The sequence below is a fragment of the Kitasatospora sp. SC0581 genome (assembly GCF_048159585.1).
Lineage (GTDB): Bacteria > Actinomycetota > Actinomycetes > Streptomycetales > Streptomycetaceae > Kitasatospora.
The window spans coordinates 487,501-507,008 of the sequence record NZ_JBLRWA010000003.1 but is presented as its reverse complement, the minus strand read 5'-3'; the positions used below and the strand labels follow the sequence as shown (position 1 = coordinate 507,008).

At 74.4% G+C, this 19,508-nt stretch carries 21 protein-coding genes; 10 read left to right on the top strand and 11 right to left on the bottom strand.

Translation table 11 applies throughout. The features are described from left to right. Nucleotides 1-35: 35 nt before the first annotated feature. Nucleotides 36-680 (bottom strand): LuxR C-terminal-related transcriptional regulator, encoded by a 645-nt coding sequence (locus ACLWS4_RS08600; protein ID WP_416873693.1) that lies wholly within the window; start codon nucleotides 678-680, stop codon nucleotides 36-38. Then, nucleotides 632-1,984, bottom strand: coding sequence for a sensor histidine kinase (locus ACLWS4_RS08595; RefSeq protein ID WP_234348490.1), 1,353 nt, complete (start codon nucleotides 1,982-1,984; stop codon nucleotides 632-634). Before ACLWS4_RS08595 ends, ACLWS4_RS08600 begins: the two co-directional genes overlap by 49 nt. A 240-nt stretch (nucleotides 1,985-2,224) precedes the next feature. Between ACLWS4_RS08595 and ACLWS4_RS08590 the strand changes: the two genes are divergently transcribed. From ACLWS4_RS08590 to ACLWS4_RS08580, 3 genes are all read left to right on the top strand, one after another. Next, a complete protein-coding gene (locus tag ACLWS4_RS08590; RefSeq protein ID WP_049654416.1) occupies nucleotides 2,225-2,608 on the top strand; it encodes a hypothetical protein in 384 nt (127 codons plus the stop codon). A gap of 32 nt (nucleotides 2,609-2,640) precedes the next feature. Next, a complete protein-coding gene (locus ACLWS4_RS08585) occupies nucleotides 2,641-3,543 on the top strand; it encodes an ABC transporter ATP-binding protein (RefSeq protein ID WP_117488493.1) in 903 nt (300 codons plus the stop codon). A gap of 71 nt (nucleotides 3,544-3,614) precedes the next feature. Beyond that, entirely contained in the window at nucleotides 3,615-5,261 is a 1,647-nt protein-coding gene (locus ACLWS4_RS08580; RefSeq protein ID WP_416873692.1) for a hypothetical protein, read from the top strand. 123 nt (nucleotides 5,262-5,384) lie between these two features. Here the strand turns inward: ACLWS4_RS08580 and ACLWS4_RS08575 are convergent, their stop codons facing one another. The 3 genes from ACLWS4_RS08575 to ACLWS4_RS08565 all read right to left on the bottom strand — a co-directional run bounded on the left by ACLWS4_RS08575 (nucleotide 5,385) and on the right by ACLWS4_RS08565 (nucleotide 7,342). Continuing rightward, nucleotides 5,385-5,969, bottom strand: coding sequence for a TrmH family RNA methyltransferase (locus ACLWS4_RS08575; RefSeq protein ID WP_416873691.1), 585 nt, complete (start codon nucleotides 5,967-5,969; stop codon nucleotides 5,385-5,387). Continuing rightward, entirely contained in the window at nucleotides 5,966-6,610 is a 645-nt protein-coding gene (locus ACLWS4_RS08570) for a class I SAM-dependent methyltransferase (protein WP_049654410.1), read from the bottom strand. The genes ACLWS4_RS08575 and ACLWS4_RS08570 overlap by 4 nt, the downstream gene beginning before the upstream one ends. 219 nt (nucleotides 6,611-6,829) lie before the next feature. Next, entirely contained in the window at nucleotides 6,830-7,342 is a 513-nt protein-coding gene (locus tag ACLWS4_RS08565; protein ID WP_416873690.1) for a carboxymuconolactone decarboxylase family protein, read from the bottom strand. A 228-nt stretch (nucleotides 7,343-7,570) separates the two neighbouring features. Between ACLWS4_RS08565 and ACLWS4_RS08560 the strand changes: the two genes are divergently transcribed. Beyond that, nucleotides 7,571-7,771 (top strand): hypothetical protein, encoded by a 201-nt coding sequence (locus ACLWS4_RS08560; RefSeq protein WP_049654408.1) that lies wholly within the window; start codon nucleotides 7,571-7,573, stop codon nucleotides 7,769-7,771. Between the two features lie 43 nt (nucleotides 7,772-7,814). Here the strand turns inward: ACLWS4_RS08560 and ACLWS4_RS08555 are convergent, their stop codons facing one another. Next, on the bottom strand, nucleotides 7,815-10,583 hold the full coding sequence (locus ACLWS4_RS08555) for a lysylphosphatidylglycerol synthase domain-containing protein (protein WP_416873689.1): 2,769 nt from the start codon (nucleotides 10,581-10,583) through the stop codon (nucleotides 7,815-7,817). A gap of 68 nt (nucleotides 10,584-10,651) precedes the next feature. After that, nucleotides 10,652-11,413, bottom strand: coding sequence for an SDR family oxidoreductase (locus tag ACLWS4_RS08550; RefSeq protein WP_416873688.1), 762 nt, complete (start codon nucleotides 11,411-11,413; stop codon nucleotides 10,652-10,654). Between the two features lie 195 nt (nucleotides 11,414-11,608). Here ACLWS4_RS08550 and ACLWS4_RS08545 point away from each other — a divergent pair, with 195 nt between their 5' ends. The 5 genes from ACLWS4_RS08545 to ACLWS4_RS08525 all read left to right on the top strand — a co-directional run bounded on the left by ACLWS4_RS08545 (nucleotide 11,609) and on the right by ACLWS4_RS08525 (nucleotide 15,962). Continuing rightward, the gene (locus ACLWS4_RS08545) at nucleotides 11,609-12,541 is read left to right on the top strand and encodes a helix-turn-helix transcriptional regulator (protein WP_416873687.1); all 933 of its coding nucleotides are present in this window, start codon (nucleotides 11,609-11,611) and stop codon (nucleotides 12,539-12,541) included. Between the two features lie 38 nt (nucleotides 12,542-12,579). Then, a complete protein-coding gene (locus ACLWS4_RS08540) occupies nucleotides 12,580-12,846 on the top strand; it encodes a UBP-type zinc finger domain-containing protein (protein WP_049660172.1) in 267 nt (88 codons plus the stop codon). Between the two features lie 190 nt (nucleotides 12,847-13,036). Further along, entirely contained in the window at nucleotides 13,037-13,309 is a 273-nt protein-coding gene (locus tag ACLWS4_RS08535; protein WP_049660170.1) for a hypothetical protein, read from the top strand. A 275-nt stretch (nucleotides 13,310-13,584) separates the two neighbouring features. Beyond that, nucleotides 13,585-14,862, top strand: coding sequence for a serine hydrolase domain-containing protein (locus ACLWS4_RS08530; protein ID WP_416873686.1), 1,278 nt, complete (start codon nucleotides 13,585-13,587; stop codon nucleotides 14,860-14,862). Between the two features lie 122 nt (nucleotides 14,863-14,984). After that, on the top strand, nucleotides 14,985-15,962 hold the full coding sequence (locus tag ACLWS4_RS08525; protein ID WP_416873685.1) for a sigma-70 family RNA polymerase sigma factor: 978 nt from the start codon (nucleotides 14,985-14,987) through the stop codon (nucleotides 15,960-15,962). On the opposite strand, the gene ACLWS4_RS08520 is transcribed toward ACLWS4_RS08525, so the two are convergent. Beyond that, entirely contained in the window at nucleotides 15,870-16,271 is a 402-nt protein-coding gene (locus ACLWS4_RS08520) for a hypothetical protein (protein WP_416873684.1), read from the bottom strand. The genes ACLWS4_RS08525 and ACLWS4_RS08520 overlap by 93 nt on opposite strands. A 118-nt stretch (nucleotides 16,272-16,389) precedes the next feature. On the opposite strand from ACLWS4_RS08520, the gene ACLWS4_RS08515 reads away from it, so the two are divergent. Next, the gene (locus ACLWS4_RS08515; RefSeq protein WP_380780593.1) at nucleotides 16,390-16,881 is read left to right on the top strand and encodes an NUDIX domain-containing protein; all 492 of its coding nucleotides are present in this window, start codon (nucleotides 16,390-16,392) and stop codon (nucleotides 16,879-16,881) included. A 114-nt stretch (nucleotides 16,882-16,995) separates the two neighbouring features. On the opposite strand, the gene ACLWS4_RS08510 is transcribed toward ACLWS4_RS08515, so the two are convergent. The 3 genes from ACLWS4_RS08510 to ACLWS4_RS08500 all read right to left on the bottom strand — a co-directional run bounded on the left by ACLWS4_RS08510 (nucleotide 16,996) and on the right by ACLWS4_RS08500 (nucleotide 19,471). Then, nucleotides 16,996-17,754 carry a Clp protease N-terminal domain-containing protein gene (locus ACLWS4_RS08510; protein WP_117488476.1) on the bottom strand — a complete coding sequence of 253 codons (759 nt, stop codon included), beginning with the start codon at nucleotides 17,752-17,754 and terminating at the stop codon, nucleotides 16,996-16,998. A 76-nt stretch (nucleotides 17,755-17,830) separates the two neighbouring features. Next, complete coding sequence (locus ACLWS4_RS08505; RefSeq protein ID WP_416873683.1) at nucleotides 17,831-18,574, bottom strand: tyrosine-protein phosphatase; 744 nt, start codon at nucleotides 18,572-18,574, stop codon at nucleotides 17,831-17,833. A 138-nt stretch (nucleotides 18,575-18,712) separates the two neighbouring features. Then, nucleotides 18,713-19,471 carry a VC0807 family protein gene (locus ACLWS4_RS08500; protein WP_416873682.1) on the bottom strand — a complete coding sequence of 253 codons (759 nt, stop codon included), beginning with the start codon at nucleotides 19,469-19,471 and terminating at the stop codon, nucleotides 18,713-18,715. Nucleotides 19,472-19,508: the final 37 nt, after the last annotated feature.

Sequence of the window (19,508 nt, the reverse complement as noted above, 5' to 3'; positions counted from 1 at the left end):
ATTCTTCTACGGATGGCTTCGACTGCCGGGCGGGGTTACTGGTCGAGGTAGGTGAGGACGGCCAGGATGCGGCGGTTGGCGGTGTCGGTGGGGTGGAGGCCGAGCTTGGTGAAGATGTTGGTGATGTGCTTGGCGACGGCCTTCTCGGTGATGAAGAGGGATTGGGCGATGCCGGTGTTGGAGCGGCCCTGGGCGAGGGATTCGAGGACTTCGCGTTCGCGGGGGGTGAGGGTGACGAGGGCGGTGTCGCGGTCCTTGCGGACCAGGAGTTGGGTGACGACCTGGGGGTCCATGGCGGTGCCGCCGGCGGCGACGCGGTGGATGGCGTCGAGGAACTGGGTGCCGTTGGTGACGCGGTCCTTGAGCAGGTAGCCGACGGCGTGGCCGCCGGTGGCGAGGAGTTCGCGGGCGTAGAGGGGTTCGACGTACTGGGAGAGGAGCAGGACGGGGAGGTCGGGGGTGGCGCGGCGGGCGGTGAGGGCGGCGCGCAGGCCCTCGTCGGTGAAGGTCGGCGGCAGCCGGACGTCGACGATCGAGACGTCCGGCCGCTGCTCGGTGAGGGCCCGGAGGAGGTCGGGGCCGTTGTCCACGGCGGCCGCCACCTCGTGGCCGTGGGCCTGGAGGAGGCGGATCAGGCCGTCCCGGAGGAGGAAGTGGTCTTCGGCGAGGACAATGCGCACGGAAGCTCCAGGGTCACCGTGGTCGGACCGTCGGGGGGACTGCTGACGGCGACGACCCCGTCGAAGGTGGCGAGCCGCCGTTCGACGCCGCGCAGGCCGGTGCCGCGGCGGGCGTCCGCGCCGCCCCGCCCGTTGTCGGAGACGGTGATGCGCAGTACGCCGCGATCGTAGCGGAGTTCGATTCCGGCGCGGCCGGCGTCGGAGTGCTTGACGACGTTGGTGAGGAGCTCCGAGACGGCGAAGTAGGCGGCGGACTCGACGGGCATCTCGGGGCGTCCGGGGAGGTCCGCCGAGACCTCGGTGGGGACCGGGCAGACCATGGCCAACGCCCGTACCGCGTCGGTGAGTCCGCGGTCGGCGAGGACCGGCGGGTGGATGCCGCGGACCAGGTCGCGGAGCTCCTCCAGGGCCTTCGCGGAGGACTGGCGGGCCTCGACCAGCAGGGCGCGGACGGCCTTCGGGTCGGTCTCCAGGAGGTGTTCGGCGGCGTCCAGGGTCATGCCCATCGCGACCAGTCGGGCCTGGGCGCCGTCGTGCAGGTCGCGCTCGATCCGGCGGATCTCGGCCATCCGGGTGTCGACGGCGGTGCTGCGGGTGGCGGTCAGGTGGGCGATCCGGCCGGCCAGCAGCTCCTGCTCGCCCGGGGCGAGCATCGAGCGGATGTGGCGGGCGTGCCGGCGGACCGTGCGGGGCGCGAGCCAGAGCGCGAGCGGGAATTGGAGCAGTCCGAGGACGCCGGCGAGGACGGCGGTGGCGGTGCCCTCGATCGGGATGAACTGGTACCAGAGGCCGTCCCACTCGGTGGACAGCTGGACGCCGAAGAAGGCCAGGAAGACGCCCCAGAGGCCGTTGAGCAGGACGGCGACCGGCAGGAAGGCGAGCAGGCTGCCGACGAACGGCTCGGCGAAGACCCAGCAGAACTCCCGACGGGTCTGCGGGTCGCGGGTGATCCAGCGGTAGCGGGCGAGGATGCCGGAGGCCCACTCGGGCACCGGCGGCAGCGGGCCGGGCGGTCCGGGGAACCGGACGTCGGACCACTCGGCGGCCAGGGCGCGCTGACGGTCGGCCAGGTCGCGCACCCCGGCCATGGCGCGGGGGACCAGGCCGAGGCCCGGCCCGACGAGGGAGATCGCGCACGTGACGCCGAGGGAGTGGACGAGGGCGAGGGCGGAGAGCCGACTGAGGGTCAGGGACCGCCGGAGGGCGGTGAGTCCGGTGGACACCGAGAAGCCCGTGGCCCTGTTCGGTGTGGTGCCCTCCTCGCTCGGCGCCGGGCCCTCCCCGTTGTGCATCGTGCTGTTCACGGACGCGATCCCCTCCCGGTGGTGCCGTTGTGCGGCCCGGTCGCGCCGGCCCGTGAGGCCATTCTGACGACTGCGGGGAGGCCTTGTCGGTGGGAGAAACTCCCCCTTTGGTCATACGGGATATCTGCCGAACGGCAGATGGCAGAAGCCCGCGGACCGGCCAGGCTTACGAGCGTGCTCACGTGCCCCAGGAAACGCGCCCGGAGCGGCGCATCCGACCCCGACCGCAAGGAGGACGACGTGGACCGACGTACGAGAACCGGATACGGGCCGGTCGTTCTCGTGGTGGCCGCGCTGCTGTCGCTCGCCGGCTGCGCCGACGCGATGGACGCCGCGCCCGAGGACAGGACCTTCGAGTTCGCCGCCCAGAGGCTGAACGTCGTGTCGCACGGCGCCCCCGCCGACCTCGTCGCGGTCGACCGGAAGGACGTCAAGGTCACCCGCTGGTTCGAGACCAGCGGCAAGGTCGGCAGCGCCAAGGCCTCCTGGGAGCTGAAGGACGGGGTCCTCGACCTCCGGGCGGGGTGCTCGGGGATCGCCAACTGCGACACGAAGTACCGGGTCGAGGTGCCCAAGGGCGTGGCGGTCCTGCGGGACGGGCGCGAGACGGAGCTCAAGGGGTGAAGGCGATGACTCCTGGCGGAGGGACGGGGAACATGCTCGAACTGGTTGATGTCACCAAGGTCTACAAGGGCGGCAAGCGGGCCGTCGACGGCGTCACGATGCGCCTCGGGCCGGGAATGGTCGGGCTGTTGGGGCCGAACGGCGCCGGGAAGTCGTCGCTGATGCGCATCGTGGCGACGGTCACCCGGCCCACGGGCGGGCAGGTCCGGTACCAGGGCGCCGACGTGGTGGCCGAGCCGGACCGGTTGCGCCGGGAACTCGGATACCTGCCACAGGACTTCGGGGTCTACCCGAACCTGACCTCGCGGGAGTTCCTGTCCTACCTGGCGGCCGCCAAGGGGATCGGAGCCCGTTCCGCCCGGGCCCGGATCGACGAGCTGATCCAGCTGGTCAACCTGACCGAGGCGGTCAGGCGCCCGCTCGGCACCTACTCGGGCGGCATGCTCCGCCGGGTCGGCATCGCGCAGGCCCTGCTGGCCGACCCCAGGGTGATCGTGGTCGACGAGCCGACCGCCGGCCTGGACCCGGAGGAGCGGGTGCGCTTCCGCAACCTGCTCAGCGAACTCGCGGCGGAGCGGGTCGTGATGCTCTCGACCCACATCGTCTCCGACGTCGAGTCGGTGGCCTCCGACATCGCCGTGGTCGCGCACGGCCGGCTGCTGCGCCGGGGCGCGCCCGACGAGCTGCTCCGGGAGATCGACGGGCAGGTCTGGGAGGCGGTGGTCGCACCGGCGGACCTCCTGGAGGTCCAGGCCCGCCACGTGGTCAGCCGGATGGTGCGGACCGGGAACGGCGTGCGGGTGCGGCTGCTCGCCGCCGAGCCGCCGCGGCCCGACGCGGTCCGGGTCGTGCCCGATCTGGAGGACGCCTACCTGGGCGTCATCCACCGGCCCGGCGGCTCGGCCCGGACCGAGCAGCGGGCGGTGCGGCGATGAGGGCGACGGTGACGGTGACGGGTCCGGCGGTCGGGTCGGCTTCGGGGTCGGGGTCGGGGCTCGGGTCGGCGTTGGCCAGGCTGGCGGTCGGCGACTTCCGGGACCGGGTGCGCCGACCGGTGTACGCGGTGACGCTGCTCGCCGCGGTCGGGCTCGGCTACCTGGCCGTACCGGACGCCGGCGGCCACTGGACGATCATGGACGTGGGCGGCCACCGGGGCATCTACAACAGCGCCTACGTCGGCGCGGTCACGGCCCTGGCCGGTGCGCTCTGGCTCACCTTCGGCGGCTTCTACGTGGTGCGCAGCGGCATCGCGCGGGACGAGGCGAGCGGGGTCGGCCAGGTCCTCGCCGCCACCCCGCTGCGCAACTCCCGCTACCTCCTGGCCAAGTTCCTGAGCAACCTGCTGGTGCTCGCCTCCATGGTCGGCGTGCTGGCCGTCACCGCGCTGCTGATGCAGCTCGCCCGCGGCGAGGACCGCGCGGTCGACCCGATAGCCCTGGTGGTGCCGTTCCTGCTGCTCGCGCTGCCCCTGATGGCGCTCACCGCGGCGGCGGCGCTGCTGTTCGAGACGGTGCCGCCACTGCGGGGCGGCTTCGGGAACGTCGTCTGGTTCGTGCTGGCCATGGTGCTCGCGCTCGGCGGGCAGTCGGCCTCCGCGCCGCTGGACGGCCTCGGCGTGCACCAGGTCGCGCGGTCGATGGGCGCGGCGCTGGAGGCCCGGCACGAGTCGGTCGGCGACGGCGGGTTCAGCCTCGGGCTGACCAAGGTCGACAAGCCGCTGGGCACCTTCCTCTGGGACGGCTTCGACCCGTCCGCCGGGTTCGTCCTCGGGCGGCTGGCCCTGGTGCTGCTGGCGATCTGCCTGGCGCTGCTGCCGGCCCTGTGGTTCGGCAGGTTCGATCCGGCGCGTGCCGCCGGCGGTGCGACCGGGGGCGCGGCTGCCGCCGGGGCCGTGGCCGGGGCCGTCGCGGAGGTGGTGGCCGGGGAGTCGTCCGGGGCCGAGGGGACGGAGACGGCGGGGGCGCGCTGGCCGACCGTACCGGGCGCTCGGCTACGGGCCGAGCCGCAGCGGACCGCCCTGCCGCAGGCCGAAGCGCGGCGGGCCGGGGCGTTCGGGCGGCTGCTGGCGGGGGAGGCCCGGATCCTGGTGCAGGGCGTCTCCCGCTGGTGGTGGCTGGTCGCCGCCGGGCTGACGGTGGCCGGGTTCGTGCTGCCGATGGACGCCGTCACCGGCCTGCTCCTGCCCCTGGCGTGGCTGTGGCCGGTCCTGATCTGGTCCCGGCTCGGCAGTCAGCAGGTCGAGAACGGTCTGGAGGTGCTGCTCGGCGCCTACCCGTCGGCCCGGCGCAGGCTGCTCGCCGAATGGGCGTCCGGGCTGGTGCTCACCGCGGTGACGGGTGCCGCCCCGCTGATACGCATGCTGGCGGCGGGCGACGGCGCGGGGACGGCCAGTTGGCTCGGAGGCGCGCTGTTCGTCCCCTCGCTGGCCATGGCGCTCGGGGTGGTGAGCCGGAGCCACCGGCTCTTCCAGGTGGTCTACCTGCCGCTCTGGTGGGTCCTCGTCAACAACGTCGCCGCCGTCGACTTCATGGGGGCCGTGCGCGTGAACGGCAGCCCGGGCGGTCCGGGGCCGCTGCTGGTCGGGGCGCTGTCCGCGGCCATGCTCGCGGTGGTGTTCCTGGTCGGCGCCGCCCGACGGAACGTCAAGGGCTGACCGGAGACGGGAGCCCGGGCCGTCGGCGGACGGTCCGGGCTGCCCTCGGGCTTCGGGGCACACCCAGGGGGTGTCGCCCGCCTGCCCGTCGTCTCCTTCTCGCCGTCTCCTGCGCGCCGTCTACTACTCGTCGTCGCCGAGGTCGCCCGCGAGGTCACCCGAGAGGTCGCCGTCCGGGGTGCCGCTGATCGCGTAGCCCTGCCGGCGCGCCTCGTAGCAGGCCACCGTCGCGGCCGCCGAGACGTTCAGCGAGCCGACCCGGCCCAGCTGCGGCACGAACACGACCAGGTCGCAGAGCGCCAGCGCCTCGGGGGTGATCCCGCGGTCCTCGTGCCCGAGCATGAAGGCCACCGCCGGGGTCAGCTCGGCGGCGAACATCGGCACCGCCTCGTCCGCCAGCTCCAGGCCGACGACCTTGAAGCCGTCCGCCTTGGCCGCCGCGACCGCCTCGGCGATGGTCGGGAAGTGCTCCACCTTCAGGTACTTGTCGGTGCCCATCGCGGCCTTCTGCGCGCCGGAGGAGCGCACCGACGGGGTGTCCCCGACCAGGTACAGCTTCTCGGCGCCCATCGCCGCGCCGGTGCGGACCACCGAGCCGACGTTGAACGGCGACTGGAGGTTCTCCAGGATCATCGCGAGCCGGAACTCGTTGCTGCGCCGCCACGAGCGGTGCAGACGCTTCAGTTCGGTCCCGCGCAGCTGCTTCACGTCGTCGTACCTCGTCCACTCTCGGAGCCCTCGCCCACCTCGGGGCGGGGCCGCGCTTCCAGAATCCGGCACCCGTTGACCGACGTGACCCGACTGGTCGGGTAGCCCTGCTCGTTCAGCCACTTCTGGAGCGAGTCCGAGCCCAGGTGCTTCTGCACCACCAGGAACGCCGAGCCGTCCGGGGTCAGCCGGTCGAGCCAGTGCGTGAGCAGGCGGCGCAGCGCGGCCTTGCCGATCCGGATCGGAGGGTTGGAGTAGATGGTGGCGAAGCGGACGTCCTCGGGGACGTCGTCGGGCAGGGAGGCCTGGACGTTGCCGAGCCCCAGCGCCTCGGCGTTCAGCCGGACCAGCTCCAGGGCGCGCTCGTTGACGTCCACCGCCCAGACCGGGAGGCGCTTGCGGCGGCTCGCCCAGGTCAGCGCGATCGGACCGTAGCCGCAGCCGATGTCCAGGATCGGGCCGCGCACCCGCGGCTGCGGGGCGTGCTCCAGCAGGATCCGGGTGCACGGGTCGAGCCGGGTGCGGGAGAACACCCCGGTGTCGGTGGTCAGTTCCAGGGTGAGGTCCGGCAGGGAGACCGTGATCGGCCGGCGGTCGCTGGCGACCTCGGGTGCACCGGTGAAGTAGTGCGAGCCGGACATGATTTCCCCGTCGTTCGTATGGGCCTCGGGGCCACCGGGTGGGTGTGGGTTAGCCCTTTGTACGGCACCGATCGTACCCCCGGTGGCCCGGACGGCGTTCCGGCCGCCGCCCGGGACGGGTGCTCCCACCGGTGCACTCGCCGTCGCCCGGGACGCGGCTCGGGAACGGCGGTGCGGACGGCGGTGCGGACGGTCGTGCGGCGCGGACGGTGGGCGCGGTCAGGCGGTGCCGGGGGTCTTGCGGGTGGCCACGTTGACGCGGTTCCAGGCGTTGATGGTGAAGCAGACCGAGATCAGCTGCGCCAGCTCGGCCTCCGCGAAGTGTGCGGCGGCCCGGGCGTACACCGCGTCCGAGACGCCGCCGTCGATCCGGGCGACCTCCTCGGCCAGGGCCAGGGCGGCCCGCTCGCGCTCGGTGTACACCCCGGCGGGGGCGTCCGGCCAGACCGGCAGCAGGTAGATCCGCTCGTCGGTCTCGCCGGCCTTGCGGGCGTCCTTGGCGTGCATGTCCAGGCAGTACGCGCAGCCGTTCAGCTGGGAGGTGCGCATCTGGACGAGCTCGACCAGGGCCGGGTCGAGGCCCTCGCGGGCGGCGGCGTCCAGGGCGATCATCGCGCGGAACACCTTGGGGGCGGTGCGGGCGTAGTCGAGGCGGGCGGTGCCCGCGAGGGCCTCGGTGGTCCGGGCGGTCCGGGTGGCTTCGGTGGCCCGGGTGCTCTCGTTCGTCGTCATGGCTACGACCCTAGGAGCGGAATGCACCCGTCCCTGGGTCATTCACGATGCTGTTTCGTGGGTCAATCAGGCCGGTCGGCCGGGGGTCCGCCGGAGTCCTGGCAACGCCGGAGCGTCGTCGGCGCGTCGCGTCCCGGCGCCGGGCGGCGGATACTGCGAGTACGCCAGCCGGGCCCGTGAAGGCCTCCGAACGCCCGTGAAGGCCTCCGAACAGTGAGGACGGATGCCATGCCGCAGGAACAGCACGAGGAATACCTGATCGACGAGACCGCCGAGACCGTCGAGCCCGACGAGCAGGCACCCGAGGGCGACACGTACGACGAGGTGGCCGAACGCCGGGCCGTCGGCGCGGACCCGGCGACCAACGTCGCGGACGTCGTGGAACAGACCCAGCCGGTCCGGCACGACGAGGAGGAGTACCGGGAGTAGCGGGGCCCCCGGGAGCGGAGCGGGAGCAGAGGGCCCGGAGCGGCTACAGGGCCCGGCGCCGTTGCAGCCAGGCCAGGGCCGCCCAGCCCGGCAGCACCGGGAGGATCAGCGTCAGCAGGCGGAACAGCGCCACCGCGGCCAGCTCGCCGCCCGGCTCCATCGACGTGGTCTGCTGGAGCAGCGTGAGCAGCATCCCGTCCACCGCACCGGCCCCGCCCGGGGTCGGCGCCGCGCTGCCCACCGCGTTGCCCACCAGGAACACCACCGCGACCGCGGCGAAGGACGGCTCCCGGCCGATCGCCCGGACACAGCAGTACAGGCAGGTGATCAGGCAGATCGACACCAGCAGCTGCCCGGTCACCCCCACCGCCAGTTTGGACGGGCTGCGCAGCAGGTCCAGCAGGCGCGGCACCACCTCGGCCGTCAGCGGCCGCAGCCGCGTCGCCAGCCACCGCCGGGCCGCCGGGATCGCCGACACCACCGCGAGCAGCGCCGCCGCCCCCGCCAGCCCGCCGACCACCGCGGGCAGCGCGTCCAGCTCGGAGCTGCCCGGGACGAAGTCCAGGAGGTAGACGAAGGCGCCGAGCTGCAACAGGTGCAGCACCAGCCCGATCAGGTTCCCGACGCCGACGCTGGACAGCGCCTGCGCGGTCGGGATCCCGGCCCGCTGCAACAGGCGGGTGTTCAGCGCGATCCCGCCGACGCCGCCGGGCGACACCAGCTTCACGAACGACCCGGCCACCTGCGCCAGTACCGCGTTGCGGAAGTCCAGCCGCTCCGGGACGAAGCCCACGAAGCCCATCGCCGCCGCGACGTGGCTGGCCGCCGCCGCGGCCAGCGCCAGCAGCAGCCACCAGGGATCGGCGTCCGCCAGCGCGGAGACCGGGTTGTCCTCCGCCGCGAACAGCTGCGGGATCAGCAGCCAGCCGGCCACCACCCCGCCCACGACGACCAGCAGGGTCCGCGGCCGCAGCCGCTCCAGCCGCACCGGCCGGCCCACCACCCGCGGGCGGGTGCGCAGGACCTCGGCGCGGATCTCGTCGAGCAGACCGCTGGGGGCGGGGGTGTGGTGCTCGGGGGCCGGCTCGGTGGTGGTGGCCTCCGGGGGCGCCGGGGAAGCGGTGGTGGCGACGGGCCCGTTGCCGCCGGTGGGGGAGCCGGCCTCGGCCGCAACGTCGACACCGGGAGCACCGCCCGACGGCTCGGCGGCCCGGGCGCCGGTGTGCTTCGCGTGCTGCTTGAGGGCGCGGCGGGTGGTGTGGGTGAGGGCGATGGGCTGGAGCAGGGGGAGCGCGGCGCCGACGGGGTCGGGGCCGAGGACGGCGGTGGCCGTGCGGACGGAGCGGGCGGCGCCGGCGCGCAGGGCGAGGGTGGTGAGGAGCTGGGCGAGGTCGCAGTGGAGGACGAGTTCGGTGGCGGCGATGTCGCCGTCGGCGAAGTCGACCAGGTGCACCGCGCCCGAGTCGTCGATCAGCAGGGAGGAGGGGACGAGCGCGCGGTGGGCGATCTCGCGGCGCTGGAGCAGGGCGAGCTGCCGCCAGGCGTCGGTGAGCAGCTCGTCGGTGATCTCCTCGTCGGGGAGCTCGTCCAGGGTGCGCCCGGCCAACCGCTCGTACGCGATGAGGGCGGTGTCCTGGCCGATGCCGGCGGTGGCGGCGATGCGGCGGGTGCGGACGCCGGCCGCGAGGGCCGCGTACGCGACCAGGGCCTCGTGCTCCAGCCCGGTGCGGGGGGAGCGCAGGACGCGCGGGTCGGGGGCGGTGCGCAGCCGCAGCCGGCGCCAGGCGCGCTGGACGGCGGCGGCGGTGACGGCCTGCCGGTCGAGGAGCTGGACGTCGAGGTCGGGGCGGTCGTCGGCCTGTCGGACCAGGTAGCGGTCGGGGCCGGCCGGCTGGGCCTCGACCGGGCGCAGGCCGCTGTCGCGCAGGGCGCGCAGGACCTCGCCGGGCCGGGGGCAGGGGTCGGGGGTGCCGACCGCGTACAGGGTGCCGTGGGCGCCGGTCCAGCCGATCAGCAGCCCGAGCAGGAGCGCGGTGGGGGTGGCGTACCCGCCGGTCAGTCCGGCGAGGCCGGAGAGGGCGAGGACGGTCCAGGGCAGGCGGCGTTCCCGGCTGCCGGAGGCGGTCATGAAGGCGAGGACCGGCGCGAGGTAGCCGTAGACGGGCTCGGTGTGCCCGAGTCCGCCGTCGGGCAGCGCGTGGGTGAGCGCGGTGAGCAGCGAGAGCGGGGCGAGGTCGTCGGCCCACAGGTCCAGGCCGAGGGTGGCGCCGTACGCGAGGACGGCGGCGAGCAGTCCGTCGGAGACCTGCTGGACGGCGCGCCGCCGGTCGGGGCCCAGCAGCCGGCGGACGGCGAGGCCCACCGGGAGCAGCAGGACGGCGGCGGTGGTGAGCCCGCCGGCCAGGCTCGCCAGCGGGCGCGGCACCAGCGCGGCCGCCTCGGCGACGTCGGCGGCGATGCCGCCGGTGGTGGCGCGGGCGTAGTCGGCGAGCAGCAGGGTGAGGGCGATGGCGAACAGGCCGCCGATCAGCCGGATCAGGGCGACGGGCTGCCGGACCCGGTCGGTGGCGGGCAGCGGGCGGGCCCGGAACCGGCCGGGTCCGGGGCCGGTCTGCTCGGGTATCCGGGCGGTGGCCGTTCCGGTGCCGCCGTCGGCCGGTACCCCGGTCCGTTCGTCGCCGCCGTCGGCCGGTACCCCGGTCCGTTCGTCGTCGCGGGCGCTGTCACCGCTGCCGCGCTTCCGCCGCGCGGGCGCACCGCCCGGGTCGCCCCCGCCGGTGTCGCCGTCCGTTCTCCCCGTCACGATCGCCACGGATGGCATGCTCCCATGCCACCCGTGGGCGAGGAGTGGGGATTGCGCAGTGCCGCTACGACGGGGCCTTAGGCCTGGCGGGTCGGCAGGACGACCAGGTGGCGCAGGTTGACGTGCCGGGGGCGGCTGACGGTGTACGCGATGAGGTCGGCGACGTCCTCGGCCGCGAGTGCCGGGATGGCGTCGAACATGCCGCCGAGCTGTTCGCGCAGCACCGGGTTGTCGATGTGCCCGGCGAGTTCGGTGTCGGTCAGTCCGGGCTCGATCGCGCTGACCCGGACGTCGCGCGGGCCGAACTCGCTGCGCAGGGCGGCGGACAGCTGGGTGAGCGCGGCCTTGGTGGCCCCGTACACCGCGTAGTCGGGGAAGACCACGTGCGAGGCGATCGAGGAGACGTTGACCAGGTCGGCGGTGCGGCCCTCGGCGGCGGCCGCGGTGAGGTCGGAGCCGAAGGCGCGGACGATCCGCAGCGCGCCGGTGAGGTTGGTGTCCACCATGCGGGTCCACTCGTCGATCCGGCCGTCGGCGAGCGGGTTGGGCAGCATCACCCCGGCGTTGTTGACCACCAGGTCGACCGGGCCGTAGGCGTCGTGGACGGCCTTCGCGGCGGCGTCCACCGAGGCCTGGCCGGTGACGTCGGCGGTGACGGCGAGGGCCTGCCCGCCCGCGGCGGCGATCTCCTCGGCGAGGGAGTCCAGCCGCTCGGTGCGGCGGGCGAGCAGGGCGACCCGGGCGCCGGAGGCGGCGAGCAGCCGGGCGGTGGCGGCGCCCATGCCGCTGGCGGCCCCGGTGACGACGGCGGTGCGGGCGGCGAGGGACGGGTGGCTCATCGGGGGCTCCAGAGGGTTCGGCCGGGCTGACGCCGATCACTCTGCGCGGGCCGCGACCGGCTACCCAGGGGTGCGTTCCTCCCGGGCACCGCCGTCCTGGGACGGGCCTACCCGGGACGGGCCATCCCGGGACCGGGGAGCCTGGGAAAACCGGTGCCACCCTCGGGACGCCCCTCCGCGGCTAACCTGCCCGGCATGGAGAACACCCTGGGGGACTTCCTCCGCTCGCGCCGGGCTCGCATCCTGCCGGAGGAGGTGGGCCTGCCGTCGCACGGCCGCCGCCGGGTGCGGGGCCTGCGCCGGGAGGAGGTGGCGCAGCTCGCGGGCGTCAGCGTCGACTACTACGTCCGGCTGGAGCAGGGTCGGGGCGGCAGCGCCTCGGACGCCGTGCTGGACGCGGTGGCCCGGGTGCTGCGGCTGGACGGGGTGGAGGCCGCGCACCTGCGCTCGCTGGTCCGTCCGCCCAAGGCGCCGGCCGCCTTCGCCGCCCGGGTGCGGGGGCGGGGGCGGCAGCGGGTCCGGCCGGGGACGCGGCTGTTGCTGGACCTGATGACCGGGGTGCCGGCCTTCGTGCTGGGCCGCCGGATGGACGTGCTGGCGTGGAACGCGCTGGGCGACGCGGTGAACGGTTTCTCCACGCGTTCCGACGCCGGCCCGGACGGCCTGCCCAACCAGGCCCGGCACGCCTTCCTCGACCCGTCCGCCCGGGAGTACTACGGGCAGTGGGACGCGGTCGCCGCCGAGACCGTCGCCTTTCTGCGCCGGGACGCCGGACTGCACCCGGAGGACCCGGAGCTGGCCGCCCTGGTGGGCGAACTGTCGCTGCGCAGCGCGGAGTTCGTCCGGCTCTGGGCGGACCACCTGGTGCGGGAGAAGACCCACGGGGTCAAGCAGGTGAACCACCCGCTGGTCGGCGGACTCGACTTCGGCTACGAGACCCTGGGCGTCAACGGCTCGCCGGAGCAGCTGCTGGTCGTCTACACCGCCCCGGCGGACTCGCCCACCGCCCAGAAGCTGGCCCTGCTGGCGAGTTGGACGGCTCCGGGAGCGGCGACCGGGGGCGCGGGAGCGGTGACCGAGGGTGCGGGAGCGGACGGGGCGGCCGCCGAGGGGGCGGAAGCGCCCTGAGCGGGCGATCCGCGCCGGGGCGGCATAGCCTTTCAGTCATGAGCGCCTGCGAAGACCTCGCTCTGGCTCCTCAGGACATCGAGCCCCGGCCGCCCGCCGACGGTTGCGCCGACTGCCTGGCGCAGGGCCGCCGGGACTGGGTGCACCTGCGGATCTGCCTGGACTGCGGTCACATCGGCTGCTGCGACTTCTCGCCGCAGCGGCACGCGACCGCGCACTTCCACAACTCCTCCCACCCGGTGATCCGCTCGTACGAGCCGGGGGAGGACTGGCGCTGGTGCTTCGTCCACGAGGTCATGGGCTGAGGCGGCCGGCCCCGTACGGCGCCTCCGCCTGCCCCCGCGCGTACGGTGCCCACCCCTGCCCCCGTAGCGGCAGGTCGGCTTCTCCGCGGTGGCACGGGCCCGCAAGCCGGATAAAATCCGGACATAACGCCCGTGCGGCCCCTCCGGCCGGCATCCGTCCGGTCCGGAGGCCGACGAAGGGAGGCCGACGATGACCAAGCGAACGCCCGGCAGCACCGCCAAGCTCCGCCAGGGCACCCAGGACCTGCTGGAGCGCCGGGGCATGGCGAGCCCGCCCACCCGGCTCGCGCCGGAGCCGAGCGCCGGCTCGATGTCCTACGCCGCCGCCGGGTACGGCGTCGGCGAGGCCTTCCGGCACGGCGGCCGGGACGCGGCAGGCGCGACGGCGCACGCGGCCCCGGCGATGCACGCCGAGCTCAAGGGGCACCGGCACCGTGGCGCGGAGAAGCACTCCGCCCACTGAGTCGCGACGCGTGCGGGGGCGGGTGGCCGGATCGCGGCCGCCCGCCCCCGCCGCGTGATCCCCCTGCGCATGTCCCCGATGCGCGATCCCTTGACCCCTGACGCGTGGTCAGGGGTGCGCTCGGGGAAGGTTCGGGGCCGTTCCCGGATGTCGCGGCCCGAGGCCGTCCCGAAGACTCTCTCCTGTCCGAGTGCCCGAGCCGCCGTCGGCCGGGCGGGCCGCCGACCAGGGCGGCCCGATACCCGCCGGGCGAGCCGCCGTTGGAGAGACCCCCCATGAACAGCCCTGCCCGTACCGGTCGTTGGTCCGTCCTCGTGGCGACCGGCGCGCTGCTCGCCGCCGCCACCGTCGGCGTCGCCACGATCGGCGCCGCGACCCCGGCCCTGGCCGCGGCCGCCTCCCCGACTACCTCCCCGGCCACCTCTTCGAGTGCCGTCGACACCACCGCCTCCGCCACGGCCCGACCCGGTCCGCTGGACCGGGAGTCGCTCGCCGAGACCCTCCACTCGCTGCCCGCCGGCGTCACCGGCGCGCTGGTCCGGGTCGGCGGCCAGGACGCCCGGTGGCGCGGCACCTCGGGGGAGGACGTGCCGGCGAACGCCCGGTTCCGGATCGGCAGCGTCACCAAGGTGTTCACCGCGACGGTGCTGCTCCAGCTCGCCGGCGAGGGCAGGGTGGACCTGGACGGCACCGTCCAGCAGTACCTGCCCGGACTGCTGCCGGCCGGCTACCCGCCGGTCGCCGTACGGCAGTTGCTCAACCACACCAGCGGCCTGCCCGGGGGCGGCGGGATGACCTCCGGGGACGGCAGCACGGCGTGGTTCGCCGCGCACAAGGCGGTCTCCTACAGCCCGCAGCAGGTGGTGGCGGACATGCTCACCCAGCCGAGGAGCTTCGAGCCCGGCGCCGCCCAGCAGTACAACGGCAACAACTACTTCGTCGCCGCGCTGGTGATCGAGAAGGTCACCGGCGACGACTACGCCGACCAGGTGCGGCGGCGCATCACCGGCCCGCTCGGCCTGCACGCCACCTACGTCCCGGCCGCCGACGACCTGACCATCCGCGGTCCGCACGCCACCGGCTACGTGGACGTCCGGAACGCCGACGGCAGCACCGCCCGGGTGGACGTCACCGAGCAGAGCCCGTACCCGTGGGCCGAGGGCGGCATGATCTCCTCCGCCGCCGACCTGGAGCGGTTCTTCGAGGCGCTCTACCGCGGCCGGCTGCTGCGGCCCGCCCAGCAGGCCGAGGCGTTCGCCGTCCCGGACCTGCCGAACGACCACAACAAGAACTGCGAGATCGGCCCGACCGCCGGGCACGCCTGCTACAGCACGGCCGGCCTGCTGCGCACCGTCCTGCCGAACGGCACCGAGGTCTGGGGCAAGAACGGCTCCCGGCCCGGCTACACCACCGGCGTCTTCGCCACCCGCGACTTCTCCCGCAGCGTGGTCATCGGGCTCAACCCGACCGGCATCACCGGCGAGGAGTTCCCCACCCTGTGGAAGCTGGTGACCACCGGTTTCGGCTCCGGCCAGGCGTACGGGCAGCACTGAGCCCCGCCGCTCCCGGGCGACCGGAGCGGCCGAACCCGGTCGCGAGCGCCGCTGTCAGTGGGGTGCGCTACGTTCGTCGCGTTCACCAGGGCACACGGCAGGACGACGGGGGCGGGCGCACGATGGCCGACGTGATGACGGAGGAGCCGGTCGAGCTCCAACTGGAGCGGTACCGCACCGAGCTGACCGGCTACTGCTACCGCATGCTCGGCTCGGTCTTCGAGGCCGAGGACGCGGTGCAGGAGACCATGGTCCGCGCCTGGCGCGGGCACCGGGGCTTCGAAGGGCGGGCCGCGCTGCGCTCCTGGCTGTACCGAATAGCCACCAACGTCTGCCTGGACGCGCTGAACGGCCGCAACGGCCGGGCCCGGCCGATGGACCTGGCCGGCCCGGTCACGGTGGCCGCCGCGCACGGCACCCAGCTGCCCGAGGTGACGTGGATCGGCCCGGCGCCGGACGGCCGGGTGCTGCCCGAGACGGGGGATCCGGCCGAGGTGGCCGCCCAGCGGGAGTCGGTGAAGCTGGCCTTCGTCGCCGTGCTCCAGCGGCTCGCGCCCCGGCAGCGGGCGGTGCTGATCCTGCGCGAGGTGCTCGGCTGGAAGGCCGCCGAGGTGGCCGAACTGCTCGGCGTCACGGTGGCCTCGGTCAACAGCGCGCTCCAGCGCGCCCGGGCGGTGCTCGCCACCGACGCCCCGGCGGTCCGGCCGGCCCCCGCGCTGGACGAGGACCACCGCGCGCTGCTGGACCGCTACGTCCGCGCCTTCGAGGCGTACGACATGGACGGCCTCGCCGCGCTGCTGCACGAGGACGTCACGCTCAACATGCCGCCGTTCTCGATGTGGCTGCGCGGGCAGGAGGAGATCCGCGACTGGATGCTGGGCCCCGGGCACGGCTGCCGCGGTTCCCGGCTGCTCCCGGTGACGGCCAACGGCGCCCGGGCCTTCGGCCAGTACCGGCCGAGCCCGGCGGGCGGGTACGAACCGTGGTCGCTGATCACGCTGGAGGTGTCAGGGGGCCGGATCACCGGGGTCACCAACTTCCTGGACACCGAGGCGCTCTTCCCGCTCTTCGGCCTCCCGCCCCGGCTGGCGGCCGAGTAGCTCCACCAGGGCCGCGTCGTCCAGCGGGTCGTCGCCCAGCGGGTCGTCGGCCATCGGGTCGTCGTCCAGCGGGGTGCCGTTCAGCGGGTCGTCGGCCAGTGGACCGTCCGGCCCCGGGAACAGCGCCGCGAGCCCGCTGAACACGAGCAGCTCCCGCAGCGGGCCGCTCGCGTTCAGCAGCACCACGCCCACCCGGTGCCGGGCGGCGGCCAGCCGGAGCCGGGCGAGGGCGTCGACGAGGGCGAGGTCGGGGGCGGTCAGCGCGCCCAGGTCACAGGTCAGTACGGCGTCGTACGGTGTGGTCCTCATGCGGGTTGGACCGTCGCGGCGCCGCCGACTCATCGGTCCGGGGGCGAATCCGCCGCTCGGGTCCGGCGTCCGGTGGCAGAGTGGGACGACCGAACCGCCCTGCCCCAGGAGAAGCACCGTGACGGCTGAGCCCTTGAAGTCCCGTGAGGAATGGCTGGCGTCCCTGCCCCGGATCTACGCGGCGGCGGGCTGCCTGCTGCGGGACGAGTCCGGCCGGATCCTGATCGTGAAGGCCGGGTACCGCGAGCACTGGCAGTTCCCGGGCGGCACGATCGACCTCGGCGAGGGCCCGGTCGAGTGCGCCGTGCGGGAACTGGAGGAGGAGACCGGGATCGTCCAGGAGGCGGGCGACCTGCTGGCCATCTCCTGGACCCACGCCTCGGCCGAACTCGACCACCCCGCCCAGCACTTCATGTTCGACTTCGGCACCGTTCCGGACGGCACCCCCGTGACCGTCCCGGCCGGTGAGCTGGACGACTACCGCTGGGCCGCCGTCGAGGAGGCGCTGGACCTGCTCGGCCCGGCCCGTTCGGCCCGGCTGCGGGCGGCGCTGGAGGCGGCGGCCGACGGTCGGGTCCGTATCGTCACCACCCACGTCTCCGGCTTCTGATCCGACGGCCGACCCGGGTTCCGAGCCGGGTTCTGCGCCGGGGTCCGAGCCGGGTGCTGGGCGGAAGTGCCCTGCGCCGGACGGGAGTTCCGTCCGGCGCAGGGCTCCGGCGGCTCACTGCTGAGGATCGGACTCCGTGTTCCGGGCGGCGATGACGGCGGCGATCGCCTCCGCGACGAAGGTCTCCGCCTCCGACTTGTCGACCTTCAGCCCGGCCAGCACGCCCTGGCCGTTCTCCTGCTCCAGCAGCGCGAGCAGGATGTGCTCGGTGCCGACGTAGTTGTGCCCGAGCTTGAGCGCCTCGCGGAAGGTCAGTTCCAGCGCCTTCTTGCTCTCGGCGTCGAACGGGATCAGCGCGGGCAGTTCGTCGGCGGCGGCCGGCAGGGCGGCGCCGGCCACCGCCCGCAGGGCCTCTGGGGTGACGCCCTGGGCGGCGAGCGCCTTCGCGCCGATGCCCTCGGGTTCGGTGATCAGGCCGAGCAGCAGGTGCTCCGTGGTGATCTCGGGGTTGCCCGCCTTGCGGGCCTCCTCCTGTGAGGCCACCACGACCTTGCGGGCCCGGGGGGTGAACCGGCTGAAGCCCTGGCTGGGGTCGAGGTCGTTGGGGGTGCCCGGGTCCTTGGGGACGAACCGCTTCTGGGCGGCCTGCTTGCTGACGCCCATGCTGCGGCCGATGTCGGTCCAGGACGCGCCGGAGCGGCGGGCCTGGTCGACGAAGTGGCCGATGAGGTGGTCGGCGAGGTCGCCGAGGTGGTCGGCGGCGATGACCGCGTCGGAGAGCTGGTCGAGCGCGTCGGGGTGGACCTTCTTGATCGCGGCGATCAGGTCGTCGAGGCGCAGCGGAGTGCTGTTGGGAACAACGGGATTCTCCATGCGTCAACCGTAGGTTGTCGATCCGGGGATCGTCAACCATCGGTTGACGCTATTCGCGGGCGGTGTTCCGGCGTCCTCAGGCGTCCGGCAGCAGTCGCTGTCGGACGGCGGCGATCCGCTCGGGCGCGACACCCGCCGCGAGCAGGTAGCCGTCCGGGTCGAACCCGTCGAGCGCCGCCGCCAGCGCGGCCTCGGCGGTGGTCCCGGCCTCGGCGAGCGCCGCGTCGATCCGGCGGAACGGGTCCGGCAGGCCCAGCATCCCGTACAGCGGGCGGATGTTGGGGCCGCTCAGCAGGTAGTCCCCGGCGATCGCGTCCCGGTCGACCCCGGCCAGGGCGAGCAGCAGCAGGGCGGCCAGGCCGGTGCGGTCACGGCCGGCGCCGCAGTGCACGACCACGCCGCCGGGGCGGGCGCCGGCGATCGCGGAGACCAGCGCGGCGGCGGCGTGCGGGCAGTGGTCCAGGTATGGGCGGAGCGCGAGCGGGGTGCCGTCCAGCTGTCCGTGGGCCTCCCACCAGGCGGGGCCGGCCAGCTCGTCCAGCGGGACGCGGATCAGCTCGACGTCGTCGGGGAGCGGGAGGAGCGGCTTGTACTCCTCGGCGTTGCGCAGGTCGACCACGGTGCGGACGCCGTGGTCGAGGAGGGCGTCCCAGCCCTCGGCGGTGAGGCGGTCCAGGTTGTCCGCCCGGACTATCGCGCCCCGGGCGGTGGGCCGGCCGGAGGCGGTGGGCAGTCCGCCCAGGTCGCGGACGTTCAGGCAGCCGTCCCAGACGAGCGTGCGGTCCTCGGTACTGCTCGGCGCGTGCGTCGTCCGGTTCATGGGGCTCCCCGTTTCCTCGTCGGGGGTCCCGTTACCCCCTCGTTATGAACGACTCCCGGGAGATCCGGATGGTTCCTCGCTGTTCGAGTCCTCGGAACCGGCTGTTCAGAGAAGGAGGCGGGAGGAGCGGCCGCCCGCTCAGGCGGCGGTCGGGGCCTCGGCCTCGGCGCCGACCAGCCGCTCCATCGGCTCGACCGCGATCTGACCGAGCATCGAACCGCCCACGATCGCGCCGATCAGGAAGACGGTGGACAGCCAGGCCATGGTCGACACCGGCAGGGTGAAGGCGCCGACCACCCGGGCCGCGCACTCGGCCAGCAGCGCGGTGCCCCAGATGGCCGAGAACAGGCGCTCGTGGCGGTGGAAGGCCCGCGACCCGGCCGCCCGGCCCTCGACCAGGCGCTGCCAGGCGGCGGCGCGCTCCCGTCGGCCCTTGGTGACGAAGGGCATCAGCATCGGGGTCATCACCGGCCGGCCGATCAGCGCGGAGACCAGGATCGCCACTGCCACGGTGCCGCTCAGCCCGCCGTCCTTGGCGATCATCATCCGGGCGTCGCCGGTGACGAAGGTCAGCGCCAGGCCAGCCAGGTTGACGGCCAGCATCAGGGAAGCCCACAGGTTGAGCCTGCGCTCGGACAGCAGGCCGAGGACGGTCCGGGCGGCCGGGAAGGCCGTGCTCCAGGCCAGTGCGGCGAACTCGCTCAGGCCGAGGGCCGAGTGCAGCAGGTAGTAGCCGGCCAGCGGGGCGACCACGTCGAGGGCGAGCGGGCGGAGCCCGGAGACCAGCGGGTTGGGGGCCTTGGCGTGGGCGGCGCCGGTAGCGGCGGTTCCGATGGCGGGGGCGACCGGGGAGGCGACGGTGCTGGTGACGGCGGCGGCACTGACGGTCTGGCTCACGGTGGGTTCCTCCCCGGCTGGTGGCCGCGGGCCACTG